The 16303-nt window shown below is 38.2% G+C and carries 15 protein-coding genes; 12 read left to right on the forward strand and 3 right to left on the reverse strand.

The window, feature by feature from the left end; all coding sequences use genetic code 11:
• Window positions 1–42: 42 nt before the first annotated feature.
• The 4 genes from GXP67_RS21350 (at window position 43) to GXP67_RS21365 (ending at window position 3847) form a co-directional block, all read left to right on the forward strand.
• Entirely contained in the window at window positions 43–1125 is a 1083-nt protein-coding gene (locus GXP67_RS21350; protein WP_162445003.1) for a histidine kinase, read from the forward strand.
• 12 nt (window positions 1126–1137) lie between these two features.
• Window positions 1138–1917 (forward strand): LytR/AlgR family response regulator transcription factor, encoded by a 780-nt coding sequence (locus GXP67_RS21355; RefSeq protein WP_162445004.1) that lies wholly within the window; start codon window positions 1138–1140, stop codon window positions 1915–1917.
• 142 nt (window positions 1918–2059) lie between these two features.
• Window positions 2060–3229, forward strand: a complete 1170-nt coding sequence (locus GXP67_RS21360; protein WP_232064525.1) for a cytochrome-c peroxidase — start codon at window positions 2060–2062, stop codon at window positions 3227–3229.
• 267 nt (window positions 3230–3496) lie between these two features.
• Complete coding sequence (locus GXP67_RS21365) at window positions 3497–3847, forward strand: YraN family protein (protein WP_162445005.1); 351 nt, start codon at window positions 3497–3499, stop codon at window positions 3845–3847.
• A gap of 14 nt (window positions 3848–3861) precedes the next feature.
• On the opposite strand, the gene GXP67_RS21370 is transcribed toward GXP67_RS21365, so the two are convergent.
• The 3 genes from GXP67_RS21370 to hemW form a co-directional block, all read right to left on the reverse strand.
• Window positions 3862–4251 carry a hypothetical protein gene (locus tag GXP67_RS21370; protein WP_232064526.1) on the reverse strand — a complete coding sequence of 130 codons (390 nt, stop codon included), beginning with the start codon at window positions 4249–4251 and terminating at the stop codon, window positions 3862–3864.
• A 46-nt stretch (window positions 4252–4297) separates the two neighbouring features.
• Window positions 4298–5059, reverse strand: a complete 762-nt coding sequence (locus GXP67_RS21375) for a cyclase family protein (protein ID WP_162445006.1) — start codon at window positions 5057–5059, stop codon at window positions 4298–4300.
• A gap of 63 nt (window positions 5060–5122) precedes the next feature.
• The gene (gene hemW / locus GXP67_RS21380; protein ID WP_162445007.1) at window positions 5123–6256 is read right to left on the reverse strand and encodes a radical SAM family heme chaperone HemW; all 1134 of its coding nucleotides are present in this window, start codon (window positions 6254–6256) and stop codon (window positions 5123–5125) included.
• A gap of 234 nt (window positions 6257–6490) precedes the next feature.
• On the opposite strand from hemW, the gene GXP67_RS21385 reads away from it, so the two are divergent.
• From GXP67_RS21385 to porM, 8 genes are all read left to right on the forward strand, one after another.
• Window positions 6491–8221, forward strand: coding sequence for a POTRA domain-containing protein (locus tag GXP67_RS21385; RefSeq protein WP_162445008.1), 1731 nt, complete (start codon window positions 6491–6493; stop codon window positions 8219–8221).
• A 106-nt stretch (window positions 8222–8327) separates the two neighbouring features.
• Window positions 8328–9368, forward strand: a complete 1041-nt coding sequence (locus GXP67_RS21390; protein WP_232064527.1) for an MraY family glycosyltransferase — start codon at window positions 8328–8330, stop codon at window positions 9366–9368.
• On the forward strand, window positions 9365–10534 hold the full coding sequence (locus tag GXP67_RS21395) for a DUF4271 domain-containing protein (RefSeq protein ID WP_162445009.1): 1170 nt from the start codon (window positions 9365–9367) through the stop codon (window positions 10532–10534). The genes GXP67_RS21390 and GXP67_RS21395 overlap by 4 nt, the downstream gene beginning before the upstream one ends.
• A gap of 42 nt (window positions 10535–10576) precedes the next feature.
• Window positions 10577–11368, forward strand: a complete 792-nt coding sequence (locus tag GXP67_RS21400) for a uroporphyrinogen-III synthase (RefSeq protein WP_162445010.1) — start codon at window positions 10577–10579, stop codon at window positions 11366–11368.
• A 152-nt stretch (window positions 11369–11520) separates the two neighbouring features.
• Window positions 11521–12489, forward strand: coding sequence for a PorP/SprF family type IX secretion system membrane protein (locus tag GXP67_RS21405; RefSeq protein ID WP_162445011.1), 969 nt, complete (start codon window positions 11521–11523; stop codon window positions 12487–12489).
• Window positions 12490–12683: 194 nt separating this feature from the next.
• Window positions 12684–13721, forward strand: a complete 1038-nt coding sequence (gene porK, locus GXP67_RS21410; protein WP_162445012.1) for a T9SS ring complex lipoprotein PorK/GldK — start codon at window positions 12684–12686, stop codon at window positions 13719–13721.
• A 107-nt stretch (window positions 13722–13828) separates the two neighbouring features.
• On the forward strand, window positions 13829–14620 hold the full coding sequence (porL, locus tag GXP67_RS21415; RefSeq protein WP_162445013.1) for a type IX secretion system motor protein PorL/GldL: 792 nt from the start codon (window positions 13829–13831) through the stop codon (window positions 14618–14620).
• Window positions 14621–14665: 45 nt separating this feature from the next.
• A complete protein-coding gene (gene porM / locus GXP67_RS21420) occupies window positions 14666–16288 on the forward strand; it encodes a type IX secretion system motor protein PorM/GldM (protein ID WP_162445014.1) in 1623 nt (540 codons plus the stop codon).
• Window positions 16289–16303: the final 15 nt, after the last annotated feature.

Genomic DNA, 16303 nt, shown 5'->3' on the forward strand with positions numbered 1-16303 from the left:
GTAGTATAATCATAAGAAGTAGCCACTGACCATTGATCGTTTATGAAGCGTTTATTCATTCATAGTCCTTTATTCCGGATTGTTTGCCCGCTGGTGTATGGGGTGGTGGTCTATTTACTGGTGTTATTGGTTTTTGACACTATTAGCCAGCTCTCAGAAAACTTCTTCAGCCAGGAAGTATTGCTTTGTATTATCCTTACCTATCTTTTGTCGGAGTCGCTGCGGCTGATGATTATCTTGCTCGATAAATATTATCCGCTGGAAAAGAATGTGCGGGCCAGAATTGCCTTACAGGTGGGCGTTAATCTGCTTTGTACATTACTGGTTATCTCCGGAGGTGTAGCCATTTATTTTGTTTTTATACTCAAGTATTCTAGTTTTTCTGCTGAATTACTCACCCTGAACAGCATTTACGTTATTACTTCGCTTTTTTACACCATGCTGTATCTGAGCGTATATTATCTTAACCGGCACAATAAAACGACACTTCAAAAGGAGAAAGCTTTACGTCAACGAATGGAAAGCCAGCTGCAACAACTTACCAAGGAGGTTAATCCTGAATTATTATATAACAGCCTGGAAACTTTAATTGTACTGACGCATCAGGATGCCTGCCAGGCAGAACAATTCATCGACCGGCTTTCGCTGGTATACCGCTACTATCTGGATCAGAAATACAAGGAATTGACTGTTTTGCAACATGAGATTGAAGCGGTTCAGCATCTGGTGTATGTATATAATAAGCGGCATGAAGAGGCGATTCACTTTCATGTAAATCTTACCGTTGAAGAGTCTGCATTGCTGATTATTCCGGGCACTTTGCTGGAATTGATAGAAAATGCCATTCTTACAACCATGATCAGCTCTAATAATCCTTTAGAAATAGATGCCTATACAGAAAGTGACTGTTTTGTACTTGCCTACCAGCGCAGAGATAAGTTGATGCCCCGGGCATATCAATCCCGTTCTATCGAAGAAATGATTCAAGCCTATACATTTTTTACTGACAGGCCGCTGCTCTGCCAGTCATCAGAAGAAGAAAGTGTAATTAAAATTCCGCTGTTGCAAACCCAGCCAGATCAGACGGTAATTTCTGCACACAAAGCTAATCTGCTGGCTATTTAAATTGGTTTATTCATGAAAGTACTTATTGTTGAAGACGAAAAACCGGCTGCCGAAAAACTGGAGCGCTATATCAGGCAATATGATGAAACCATTGAAATTATAGGCCGGCTCGATAGTGTAACCAAAGTAACAGACTGGTTTAGTAACGGCCATCCGGAAGTGGATTTGTTATTTATGGATGTGCAACTCACCGATGGCTATGTGTTTGAAGTGTTCAAGCAGGTGAGTATCGAAAAGCCAATAATTTTTACTACAGCTTTTAGCGAATATGCCATTGAAGCATTTAAAGTGAGCGGGATAGATTATTTGCTGAAACCCATTACTTATGAAGCAGTCGCCGGGAGTTTGAAGAAGCTGGATAAACTTCGCAGTAATCTGGCTCTAAATAAACCCTCTGATCAGCTTCAACAACTGGCACAGGCACTTACGCAATTACAAAAAAAGAATTACAAAAACCGCTTTATGGTGAGGGTAGGGGAACATATACAGTCAGTTACCGCTGAACAGATCGCCTTTTTCTATGCGGTAGACCGGGATGTGTTTTTGTATACTACAGCCAAAAAGAAGTATATTATTGATTATACCCTCGAAGAACTGGAAGAAATCCTCGACCCTGTACTTTTTTTCCGGGCTAACCGCAGTTTTATCCTGCAGATCAATGCCGTAAGCGATGTATTAATGTATTCCAACAGCCGCCTGAAAATTCACCTGCATCAAGCCTTCGATAAAGAAATTATTGTGAGCCGTGAACGGGTAGTTCAGTTTAAAGAATGGTTTAATGGACTGAGTTAGAGTTGGCTTTTCAATACATTACTTGAGTGAATGCTATACAAGGCGGCATTATAATTTTTTGTAATTTTGATACTTCTTCTGAGAATTAATACATGGCTAACCACGTTTTAGATATGTAATCTTAATGGTTCTCAACTAAATAATGCACCCATTTCTCCAGATTGGTTTTCTTTGTATGGTGGAAAAAAATAAATTCAATTTCATATATAAACGGTTTGCTTATACTTTCCTACTATGGATAGGGATAAGTTTTGGTTTTAGTGGCTGTAAAAAAGATGATGCCGAGGTACTGCCAGGAGAAGAAACTGGCCCCTATGAGCTAAAAACGCCACGAAATTTCGGTGATTATATTATTCCGGCAGATAACCCACTAACCAAAGAAGGTGTTGCACTGGGGCGGATGCTATTTTATGAAAAAAAACTTTCCAACAATAACACTATTTCATGTGCTAGTTGCCATCAGCAGGAAAAAGCCTTTACAGATGGCAAAGCTCTGAGTCCGGGCTCAGAAAGCATTCTGGGGAAACGAAGTACTATGTCGCTGGCAAATTTGTTATGGGCCAAACGTTTTTTCTGGGATGCGAGAGCAACTTCCTTAGAACAACAAGCACTTATTCCGATTCAAGACCCAGTAGAAATGCACCAGACGTTGGAGCAAGCCGTGGCAAAACTGCAACAGACAGCAGAATATCCGACGAAGTTCAAGCTGGTATTTGGTTCAGACGTTATTACGGCCGAAAATATTGCCAAAGCTTTAGCCCAGTTTGAACGTATCCTTATTTCTGCCGATTCTAAATATGACCGGTATCTGGCAAAAAAATACCAGCCAACCCCCCAGGAATTAAATGGCGAATCTTTATTTTTTACTCATCCAATAGCCGGAAGTCTGAGAGGCGGAAATTGTGGCGATTGTCATGGAGGCTTTTTAACCACCCTAGGTAATTTTCATAACAATGGCCTGGATACAGATTTTGCGGATATTGGCCTGGAAGTAACAACAGGAAAAGCAACTGATAAGGGAAAATTTAAGGCACCCACTTTACGAAATATTGCCCTAACGGCACCCTATATGCACGACGGGCGGTTTCAGACACTGGAGGAAGTATTGGACCATTACAATGAACATGTGCAGATGAGTACTACGCTGGACCCACTCATTATTCAAGCCAGTAATGAAACTTCTGCTCCTGGAGCGCCTATTAAGCTTTTTTTAACGGACCAGGAGAAAAAAGATATTATTTCTTTTCTGCATTTACTTACAGATAGCACTTTTATTACAGATAACCGCTTTTCTGACCCTTTCAAAAAATAATCAAAATAATGAATGGATTTTTTGTGCGGGTAAAAAACCTGTTTTTCTTTGAAAGGCAATAAAAAATCCTGGCTCAAAGAGACCAGGATTTAGTATGTAAATGTGCATAAGCACAAATATTATTTTAACCTTAAACCTTACTGAATAGATAACAATAATTATTCCAAAATGATTTAATAAATAATTTTTTCTTCTTTTTATACACTCAAAATTTGCCTCTGAAAAGTAGAATGAACTTACATATTACCCTCTATTTTCTCATAAAACATGGCTAAGCATATTATTACCGGAAATACAGGAGAAAAAATGGCAAGTAAATTTTTAGAGGAGAAAGGATATGAAGTGCTTGAAAGAAATTACCGGTATAAAAAAGCTGAAATAGATATTATTGCAAAAAAGGAAAACGTACTTGTTTTTGTAGAGGTTAAAACCCGAAAGAGTAAGTTATACGGTGAACCGGAAGAGGCGGTGAATCAATCAAAAATAAATCTGATTTTACTGGCAGCCGAAAACTTCATTGAATCTTACAACTGGTTATTCGATATACGTTTTGATGTAATTGCGATTCATTATACCCATCCTGCCGAAATAGTGCATATTCAGGATGCGTTTCATTAAGTATCAGGAACCCTTTATTTTTTCCTCACCAATGAAATAAGTTCTTTCTGGATCTTCCAGTCTTTGGCTAGTTTGAACATGGCAGTAGCTTCCATTTCGGTGATATGCCCTTTTTTATTCGTTGCTTCCCATACAATGCTCAGATAAGATAATTTTGTAGCTGTATCCCAGTTTTCCGCCAATCCATTTAAAAACTCTCTCGCCCGTTCAAAAGCTGTATATTCATCAGATGCAATAAATTCAGTAACCCATTGCAATTCTTCGTGTGCCTGCAGTTTATCAGCCGTTTCATTCAATATAGCCTGCTCACTCTCATCTAGCCCATGGTAATGAAAAATAACGGCTTTGAGCAGTATAAACGCTTTCTTCTGATCACTGGTCATATAGGAAGTATCTGTTTGCATACAAATATATGTTTTTCGTTAACGTTCTGTTGAGTAGCAGAAAGCGTCAGATGAGCTTTTGGAGTGGATAAAGTATAGGTTTACTGGGGCTTACATCCAGCTCAAAGCTACAGATTTGTAAATTAAGTAAATAAATTCCATCTGCAATAATATCCGGAACAAAAGCTAATTCTGTAATTGTACTATCCGTACGTATTTTTTCAGGAAATTGCCAGAATGCCTTGTGCGCTGCCAGCAATCCGCCATCTATTTCTTTATCTACCGAAGGTACATCTACTATTAAGTGTTTCACATGGTGTTGGGCAAAAAAATCGCATAAAGCCGGTTCGAGATAGGGAGGATTCGCACCAGAATATTGCCGCTGGCGCTTGGAAGTATCATTGGGCAACGTTCGTATGATTACGGCTTCCGTTGCAAAGCTTGCTGCTTTTTGCTGAAAAGAAGTAAGCGTAATTACCTGATCGCCATTGATGACCGTATGTGGTGAAATACTGACCAATAGAGCAATAAAGAAAAAATGGGTTAAACACTTATTAATTGTACCGGCCGGATCAGCAGAAATATGTCCGAAACATTCTGTATGAGTGCCATTTCCATGGGGCGTAACAAATACTTTTTTGTGATTCACTGGCCCACCTTCAGCTACACTTCCTATAAAATTACCTGCACGAATAGTCTCAAATTCTACGGGATCTGCATAGTAACAGGATGGATTATTATTTCCATTGCGCAGAGGTAATGAGATATCAATAGGCTTTGAAATATCAAAAGAATATTGAGTTTCCAGATGGCTGAATGTAAAAATCATACAAAGTAGATATAAGATAAAATCTGGATTTACAAGTTATCAGTGTAGGTTTACTCACTTTGCTTATTCCACTATAAAAAGATCAGAAGCGATCTGGTCGGCAACTAATTTTCCTGACTCAGTTAGCTTGAGTACTTCATTTTCTAAGGTAACTAAATTTCGTTTCAGGCAATCAGCCAGATAGATTTTATTAGACGCCTGAATATCAATACCAGCCCAATTTTTAATACTCTCCAGATTACATCCCCATTTTGTTCGCAAACTCGTCATAATGTACTCATTTACCTGATCTGCAATGGTGAGTGTTTCAAGTGTATAAGGCACCATCTCTTTTTCTAAAGACTTCATGTATTGTGTATTACTGGCTACATTAAACTGCCTTGTAGATTCATTATAAGAATGTGCACTGGGACCAATACCCAGGTAGGGCTGTTTTTTCCAGTAGTTGCTGTTATGCCTTGCTTCATGTCCTGGCAAGGCAAAATTGGAGATTTCATATTGCTCAAATCCATTATTCTGGAGGGTATGCATCAGACTAATAAATTGCTGGGCACTGTACTCTTCGTCTATTGCCTGTATTTTGCCACTACGCAGCCATTTTCCAAATGCTGTGCGGTTTTCGATGGTGAGGCAATAGGCAGAAATATGCTGAATATTTAACTGCAAAGCGGTAGCCATGTCCTGTTCCCATACGGAATGATCTGGATGAGGAATGGCATAAATCAGGTCAATACTGATATTATTAAAACCTGTATCCTGTGCTTTCTTTACACAATCCTTGGCTTCTTGTGCGTTGTGTGCCCGGTTGAGATAACGTAAATGTGGTTGGTAAAACGACTGAATTCCTATACTAAATCGGTTGATAGGAGAATTTTTTAATTGAGATAATTTTTGTGTGGTTAAATCATCCGGATTGGCCTCAAGCGTTATTTCTGGATTAGGAGCAATAGAAAAGTATTTATGGATAGCTTCGAAAATATCGATCAGCTCTGCTTCACTAAGCAGGGAAGGAGTACCTCCTCCAACATAGATGGTTTCAAGAACAGTATTCTTCTCAAGATATTCCTTCTGCAAAGCCAGTTCTTTTACCAAAGCCGATACCAACTGATTCTTTGTGCTGAGATTGGTGCTGAAGTGAAAATCGCAATAATGACAAGCTTGTTTACAGAAAGGAATATGAATATATAGGCCAGACAAAACAGATGAAAGATTTTAGGCAAAAAAGATGAAAATCAGCGGTTACATTTACGTTGCAAAGATAGTATATTTGTTTTATACCTCTGGCAACGAGAAACTCAGGTAATAAATCCAGATATGTGTATTTCTGGTCAGTAGCTTAATTTAACTAGTTAAGGCTTGTTAATATTTTAAATTTTATACACTCATTCATTTCGTTTTCTGGTTTTGCGCTTTCCCTACTTTTTTACGCTTGTGTTTATTCTGTTTGTGGTATTTCTGCTTGCTACCCATTACTCAGTGGCACAACGAAAATATCATTTGCAAATGATATTACCTGATACAACAGCGCCATTAAGTGTAAAAGTAAAGCAGCATTCTGCCCATGCGGATTCTGTAGCTGTAATCAGATATATTCAGCATACGGTTGAGCTGCTGCATAAACAATCTTATTTGCTTGCTTCTGTAGATAGCCTTTCATTTCAGAAGGATTCTGTGTATGCATATATTCACATAGGGGAAACCATCAGATGGGCAGCGTTGAAGCCTGGGAATGTGGAGGAAAATATCCTTAGCCAGGTAGGTTACCGCGAGAAGGTATATAAAAATGGCATATTTAGTTACAAACAAGTCAGCAGACTGGAGGAAAAAATTCTGCAATATTCTGACCAGCGTGGCTATCCTTTTGCAACTATCTCCTTGGATTCCATTGGATTTACTCACAACAAAATCACTGCAACCCTCAAGCATACAAGAGGACCCTATTTCATCTTTGATTCCATACAGATACAAGGAAAAGCCCGTTTAAAAAGTAAGTTCTTGTCAGCTTACCTAAGGCTCTTGCCCGGGCAGCCTTTTAGCCAGACAAAAGTAGAACAGGCAGAAAAATTATTAAAACAATTGCCCTATGTAACAGTAACGCAGCCTTTTGGAGTAGTTTTTAAAAATGAAAGAGCTTATCCGGTTTTTCATCTCACTCAGGCAGCAGCCAATTCTGTTGATGGCATTATAGGTTTTTTACCTGGAGAAAAGGAAGGAAATAAACTTTTGATAACTGGTGAACTCAACCTGCAATTACGCAACCTGTTCAGTAGTGGTAAATCTTTTTTGTTAAAATGGCAGCAAATCCGTCCCCAGTCGCCCAGGCTGGATATTAGTTATGAGCATCCGGCTTTGCTGGGAACACCTTTTCATTTAAAAGGAAATTTTAATATCCTTAAAGAGGACACTACTTTTTTAACTATTGACAGGCAGGTTTCTATAGGCTATTTTACAGGGAATGCCGGAAAAATCAGTTTTCTGGCTGGATTGAAAAATTCACAGTTAGGGAGCAATGCTCACTATCGTGAATCTGCTGAATTACCTGTATTTTCGGATTACCGGTATTTGTATTATGGGATCGATTATATATGGAATCATACAAATGATCTAAGAAATCCGGTGAAGGGATTTGCTATATCAGCAGGAGCCTGGGCAGGAAACAAAAGAATTTCCAAAAATCCTTTCGTCGCACAGGAATTGTACGAAAATGTACCACAACACTCCTTACAGATTCTGGCAAAAGCTGCTATTGATACTTATTTTCCTGTTACTCCACGAAGTGTATGGGTTACAAGCATAAAAGCAGGTAAAATAGCAAATTCCAATCTATACAAAAATGATCTGTTCCGGCTGGGCGGATTAACCAGTTTACGCGGACATAATGAAAACTTCTTTTTTGCGTCAGATTATGCGGTTTTAACGCTTGAGTACAGGTATTTTATTGAGCCAACTTCCTATTTGTTTCTATTCTACGATCAGTCCTATATCAAATATGCTATTCCTGGTAGTTATTATGAAGATCATCCACTTGGAACTGGTGCTGGTGTAAGTTTTACTACGAACTTGGGTATATTTCAACTCATTTATGCGATGGGACAAAGCCAGGATAGGAAATTTGGATTTAACTTCGCCAGAATACATTTTGGGCTTACAAGCAAGTTTTAAAATTGTTAATGAAACATATATATTTGTATGAGATTCTATTGAGCATTTTGCTAGCAGAATAATTTAATCCTTCAAATACAGCAGTTAATTTTTAACCAGAAATTCCTTGAGTGGTATCCCAGTCATATTCCTGTCTTTTCTGTGGGCTTTTTTGATCTCCGTATTTGCTATTCCGTCTATTATCCAGATAGCACATACCAAAAAATTGCTCAACGAGCCTAATGGCCGGACAATTCATGCCTATCTTACCCCCCGTTTAGGTGGATTAGCCATATTCAGCGGGTTTATGTCGGCACTCACAATTTTTGGCCGCCTGGAACATGGCGTTCAGCATCTGCTTGCTGGTTGTATTGTGCTGTTCTTTATTGGCTTAAAAGATGATATAATCTCAGTTTCGGCATTTAAAAAATTCTTTGTTCAGATACTGGCTACCGGCATTGTCGTATTTATGGCTGATATCCGCATTACCAGTTTTCAGGGACTGATGGGCATTTATGAACTGGAAAATGGGATTAGTTATGGATTTACTTTTCTGGCAATAATAGGTATCACCAATGCTACAAATTTAATTGATGGATTAGATGGTTTAGCCGGTACGATCATCATTATTATCGCCGTTTCTTTTGGGGTGTATTTTTACCTGTATGGTGGGGAACAATATAGTGCGTATGCTGATGTAGCAGTTTGTCTGGCAGGAGGCATACTGGGATTTCTCAGGTATAATTTCCATAGAGCTGTTATATTTATGGGAGATGCAGGCTCTCTGGTTTGTGGCTTTATTATTTCAGTAATGGCCATTCAATTTGTTGAAATGCGCGCCACAGATTCTTCTCCTTCCATCGCAATAGGCATTTTATTTATTCCCTTACTGGATACGCTGCGGGTAACGATCATCAGGCTATATAGAGGTATTTCACCATTTACTCCGGATAAAAATCATATTCACCATTGCCTGATGTCTTTGGGATTTGCACAATTATCTACCGTTGCCGCATTAGGCTTTTTCAATGTTCTTATCGTCCTGTTTGTAATATTTTCACAGCAATGGGGTGTGAACCTCCAGTTGTTTATATTATTGTTTGTATCTGTATTGTTCAGTTTTGTACTGGGCTACCTCGTTAAGTTCAAAAGGTTGAAAACTGAATGAAAATAATTGCTTATATACATTTTCTTGTACTTTTTCTTCTCTCAGGCTCCCAGCTCTTAGCAGCTGTTGAAGTTCCGGAAGAAAATTATCAGACGATTGAGGATCTGGAGGAGAGTTGGCAGGTATATGATGCAGAGTATAAATCCTATGTCCCTTATTTACAACGTGTTCATGGAAATACAGAGGCATTGCATCTGGAATTAAATCCTAATAATTACAAAGGATATCGTTTGCTTATTCAAACGCCCAAGCCTGTATATCTTTTCATTCAGGCTCAGTTGAATAGAAAATTAACAGATGGGCAGACCCTGATACTGAATATAGATAGCCTGAGAAAAATATATCAACAGCCTACATTATTATTGAGTTTTTATAACCATTTAGGTCATTCTATTAAACCATCTGTTTCGATTATCAATTATATTGAGCGTTCTTCAGGTGATACTATGCAGGAAGCATCTGTACTTCCATTAAAGCCAAGAGAGCAATCTGGTTTAGCAGATTTCAGCATTGTTGCTGCCATCCTTATCACAGCCTTATTTGCCTTTTTATGGAATTATCATCCAAATGCTTTTAGAAGTTACTATAATATAAAGCCATTGTTCAGCTTAGCAATAAAGGAAGACACTATTCTTATAAGCAGGCCTTTAAGCAGACTCAGCATGCTTTTTATTCTCAATCACAGTTTGTTGCTCTCTTTTTTGTATATACTCATTCAAAAAAGTTCTGAAAAACAACTGCTTAATGACCGTATTTTACAAACGGCAACAGGTTTTGTCGAACTTTTTTACTATTTTTCACTGTTATCGCTCTCCATTTTTATACTCATCATTGCTAAATATTTCTTCCTGTATTTTTTGGGAAGTCTATTTAACCTTTCTAACGTCATACATATCCATTTTTACAAATATTTACTGTTCTCAAGACTGTTTTACAGTATAATCGTACCAGTACTGTTTGTAATTTATCTGTCGTTTCCTATGGCTATTTCTACAGCCAGTCAGCAGGTTATTTATATTATTATAGCTTTTAATTTTATTAGACTGGTGATAATAAATTTTGCTTTAAATAAGTTAACATCAGTAAAAAATCTATATTTATTTTCGTACCTTTGCGCCACAGAACTTACCCCTCTTTTGATAGGTATAAAAGTATTAGTTGCGTAAATTATTCTTAGTTTATCAATTTTTGTTTCGGATAAAGACAGAATGAGTGTAGTACAGACAATGGATGCCCAGGACAGGTTTCATAAAGTATCCAGCATATTAGTTTCCCAGCCCAAACCTTCTGACGAAAAATCTCCTTATTTTGAGTTAGCACAGAAATATGGATTAAAAGTAGATTTTAGGGCGTTTATTCAAATTGATCCGATTCCTTTAAAGGAATTCAGAAAGCAGAAAATCAATATCTTAGATCATACAGCCGTTATTTTTACCAGCCGCAATGCCGTAGACCACTTTTTCAGAATCTGCGCAGAGAGTAAAATTGAAGTACCTGCTGACATGAAATATTTCTGTATTTCGGAACAGACCGCACATTATCTACAGAAATATATTGTAATTAGGAAACGAAAAATCTTTACTGGCACCAAAACAGCTGCAGAAATGCTGGAATTGTTAAAGAAACACAAAAATGAAAAATTTCTGTTTCCTTGCTCTAGCATCCGCCGCAATGATATTCCGGAATTTATGGATGTTAACAGTCTGAATCTGACTGAAGCTGTATTGTATGATACTGTCGCCAGTGATTTGTCTGATCTGGCGGATATATATTACGATATTATTGCTTTCTTTAGCCCTTCTGGCATTACATCTTTGTTTGCAAATTTTCCTGATTTTAAACAAAATAAAACCAGAATTGCTGCTTTTGGTCCAACTACAGCCAAAGCAGTAAGGGATGCAGGATTGATATTAGATATTGAGGCTCCACTTCCCAATGCGCCTTCCATGGCTGGCGCTCTAGAGATGTATATAAGGAAAGCTAATAAAGTAGGCTCTTAAACAGAGGTAATAAAAGCATAGATTTATAGCGATTTCTTTTCCAGCTCTTTGAAAAACATAATTATTTTCTCAGCGTTTTACAATTATTAAGTCCGGTTTATTTATAAGTATATATCATTTAGTATATTTATAGCTGAATCTCTACTTGTGCCATGAGAAAAACGTTAATAAGTTTATCAGCTATACTACTTTTTATTATACAATTCCCTTTGTCTTCTTTCGCACAGCAGGATGCACAGTTCAGCCAGTATATGTTCAATACACTGTTTCTGAACCCGGCTTATGCAGGTGTGGAAGGTCAAACCAGATTCCAATTGATTCACCGGTCTCAATGGACGGCTTACCAGGCTTCTTTCGATGATGGTACAGCCCCTACTACCCAGAATTTTAGTGTAAATGCACCTATTCTTCGAATGAAGAGTGGCGTAGGAATACATATTGTAAATGATAGATTAGGCCCTTTGAGGAATCTGGAAGCGCAGGTGTCGTATGCTTATCATTTTCCTGTTAAAAACGGTAAATTGTCTTTAGGTGTGAGAGGAGGAATGTACTCTCAAGGAATAGACTTTGATTTGTATCGGGCAATAGATCCTGATGATCCAACATTGTCAGACCGTACTGGTCAGGAATACCAGATCAGGCCAGATATGGCATTAGGTGTATATTACCGCAGTGAGAAATATTATGCAGGTGTGAGTATGAATCATCTTATCCGGTCGGAATTTGACTTTGGTTCTGATTCTTTGAAAAATCCACTGCAAAATCATTTGTCATTTACGGCAGGATATGATTATGATCTTACATATAATATAGTATTAACACCCTCCGTTTTATTAAAATCAGATTTCAATACATACTCTTTTGAATTAAGTGCCGTTGCTACGTATGATGAAAAATTCTGGGGTGGATTGTCTTTCAGACAGGGCGATGCAGCCATCATATTAGTAGGCGTTAGTTTACTAAAAGATAAATCACTCAGATTAGGCTATGGATTTGACTATATTATTAAAGCCCGCCCCTTAAAACGTCCTACCTCTAACGAAATCATGCTTTCCTATACGCTTCCTGCACCAAACCCTAATGCTAAACCAATTGTACGTACGCCACGGTTCAGGCATTAATAGGTTTAAAAAATTTATTTTACGGATTACTTTGATTGAAAATATACATTAAATAATATCGTTTTCTACATAAAACATTACAATGTTTAGAATTGGCCTATCTTTGAAGAATGAAATTTAAGTTAACCTATAATTTTGTAATGTCTTTTACTGTCAAACCAAAACAAACAGAAACAACAATTTACTCAGGTGTTATGAATAAAATGAATTTGAGAGTTATTTATTGCTTGCTGGCAATAGTACCTTTATTCCTGCAAGGCTGCGGCCTTCTGGGAAAAAAAGGAAAAGGCGACGATCAGGGCGAGCTTGTTGGGGTTCAGGGCAGAGAAGGATGGAAACAAGTGATTCCTTATGGAATGGTTCTGGTGCCTTCCGGCGTTTTCCACATGGGCCAGGCCGATGAAGACGTGCCAGCTACACAGATCAACATGAACAAGCAAATCACAATTGGTGGTTTCTACATGGATGATACTGAAATTACTAATAATGAATACCGTCAGTTTATTAATATCATGCTGACAGATTCTGTTTCAGCCTTAGGGGAAGACTATATCATGAAGGAGCTATATCCTGATACCACTGTTTGGGTAAAGGATTTTGCTCACCACTATGGCGACCCTATGATGGAATATTATTACATGCACCCTGCTTTTGACGATTATCCGGTTGTTGGTGTAGATTGGTGGGCTGCCAGGTATTTCTGTGAGTGGCGTACTAAATATTTGAATGCTTACCGCGCTAGCCAGGGTGAATTTGCAATGCCTAATTTCCGTTTGCCTTCAGAAGCTGAATGGGAATATGCTGCACGTGGTGGCAGAGATATGGCTAAATATCCATGGGGTAATCCTTACTTAACTAATACACTTGGATGTTTGCTTGCAAACTTTAAACCAGGCAGAGGTAACTACTATAATGATGGATATCAGTACACAGCTCCTGTAGCTTCGTACTTCTCCAACGATTACGGCTTATACGATATGTCGGGTAATGTGTCTGAATGGTGTGAAGATGCCTATAACCCAGCTGCTATGCAGGTTACCTGGGATTTGAATCCAAAATATGATGATGATAACGAGCCTCGTAAAATTGTAAGAGGTGGTTCCTGGAAAGATGTAGCTTATTACCTGGAAACTGGTACACGTACCTATGAATTTCAGGATACGACTAAAGCATATATTGGTTTCAGATGTGCCATGACTTACTTAGGCCGCTCTTCTGGCAGAGAATTTTAATAAGAAATACAAAAATAAAACAGGTCCAATACATTAATAACTTAGAATTATTCATTTTTCCCTTAGTGTTAAACAATTTAAATTTAAACAATTAAACAATTACTAAAATGAGTGCTAAAAAAGGTGGTTCTTCAGATTTCTTTTTTAATAAAGTGATGCCCTTCGTTTATGGGGTGGGTGCTGCTATTGTTATCGTGGGTGCGATGTTTAAAATTATGCACTGGCCAGGTGCGGGTGCTATGCTTGTAATCGGCTTAAGTACAGAGGCATTTATCTTCTTATGTAGTGCTTTTGCACCGGCTGCACATGAGCCTGATTGGACAAGAGTATATCCTGAATTAGCTGATGGTTATACAGGTGACTCTACACGTACCAATGGCAAAAGCCAGGCTGTATTACCAGATGCTAATCTTTTCAAGCCTATCTCTAAAGAGTTAGTTGAAAATTTAGGACATAGCATGAAAGGTTTGTCAGAGTCTGTTACTAAAATGACAAATCTGGCTGATGCTTCAGTAGCTACTAACGAATATGTAAAGAATGTACAACTTGCTTCTAATTCTATTGTACAGATGAATAAGTCGTATGCCAGCACAGTAAGTGCAATGTCTGAAATGGCTACTGCTTCACAGGATGCAAAATCATATCATGCTCAATTGCAAACAATTACTAAAAACTTAGGTGCTTTGAATGCTGTATATGAACTGGAATTACAGGATACAAACAAGCATTTAAAAGCCATGAATGCCTTCTATGGTAACCTGACCTCTGCTATGCAGAATATGTCTGATGCCAGCAAAGATACTGAGCAATTTAAAGGTGAATTGTCTAAACTCACTACTAACCTGACTTCACTGAACAGAGTATATGGTAGCATGTTAAGTGCAATGAAAGGCCAATAATTAAATAAGTGTAAAAACGTTAAACAGGTATAATTAAATAAAAATATGGCCGGAGGAAAAGAAACCCCAAGGCAGAAGATGATAGGCATGATGTACCTTGTACTGACTGCCTTACTTGCCCTGCAAGTTAGTTCTGCGATTATTGATAAATTTAAGTTCCTCAATGATAGTCTGGAACTTGCTAATGACAAAGCTACAAAGGATAATCAAGCTATATTAACTGCGATTAAAGGAGCAGATAATACCCAGAGAAATGCCGGTTTTATGAAAAAAGCAGAAGAAATAAAACAGGAAACTGCGAAAACGATGGCCTATCTGGAAGGTTTGAAGAAGGAGCTTATTGTTAAAACTGGTGATATAGATCCTGAGACTGGGAATTTCAAAAATCCTAATGCTGAGGCAGATGTTGAGGCTTTAATGATTGGTGGAAATAAAAATGGCAAAGGATATGAAATGAGAACTGAATTAAACAGGCTCTCTGATTATTTGAGTCAGACAAGCGCTCAACTGAATAAATTGGATGAGCGGATTAAGGTAAAAATCGAGCCTCTGGCAGTAGAGCCTAAAGATATTCCATCTGTAAAAAGAGATCCGGTTCAAAGCGCTAAAGATTTTGCTGAATTTAATTTCGGGCAGACACCTTTAGTAGCAGCTTTAGCTACTATCAGCCAGAAACAAAGTGAAATCGCCAGATACGAAACTGCTTTCCTGGAAAGCATCAGTAAAATCGTAGAAGGCCAGATTATTGTGGCTGACCAGTTTATGGCTATTGCTGCCCCTGTTTCAAGTGTAGTAGCTGAAGGATCTGAATATGAGGCTAAAATGTTCGTAGCTTCCTTTTCTTCTTCAACCAAACCTACTATGACTGCTTCCGGAAATCCTATTGCAGTAGATGCGAGTGGTATGGGGACAGTTAAATTTAAAGCTGGCCCTGGCGCATATGATAAAAATGGTCAGGCAAAAAAGGAATGGGTAGGTCAGATCAAAGTTCCTATGCCCGGTGGACGTGATACTGTATTTACAGTTAAGCAAGAGTATACAGTTGTAAAACCTGTTATTAAAGTTGAATCGAAAGCATTAAAGGCTTTATATTTAAGATGTGCCAACGACTTAATCGTAAGTGTACCTGCATTAGGTGCTAGCTATAAGCCTTCTTTCTCAGGTTCCGGTGCAGCAATTATTCCTGGTCAAAATGGTGAAGTTAGAATTGTACCTACAGGTACTCAGGTAGAACTTGTTGTGAGTAACAGTGGAAGCCGTATTGGTGCTGAAACATTTTCTGTAAAAGGAATTCCCACTCCAACACTCAGATTCTTAGGTGGTACCGGAGCAGAACTGGATGATAGGAATGGAGTTTCTCCTAACCAGGCTGGCCGTATCACTGTAAAAGCTGAACCTGATGAAAGCTTTAAAGAAACCAACCCATTGGATGCCCGTTATAAAGTTACTGAATTTGAAGTGACACTAGCCAGAGGCAGAAATGTGGTCGGCTCTCCTAAGAAAATCACAGGTACAGATAATGCAGCCATTGCTGACTTAATGGCGCAAGCTAAACCTGGTGATCGTATCCGGATTGATGTAAGACAAGTTTCCAGAATGAACTATAAAGGTGAGATCGAGCCGGTGAAGATGAAAGGTTCAACTATACGGAATATTCCGATAAACTAAACCACCCCATTTCTA

It is taken from the genome of Rhodocytophaga rosea (assembly GCF_010119975.1).
Lineage (GTDB): Bacteria > Bacteroidota > Bacteroidia > Cytophagales > 172606-1 > Rhodocytophaga > Rhodocytophaga rosea.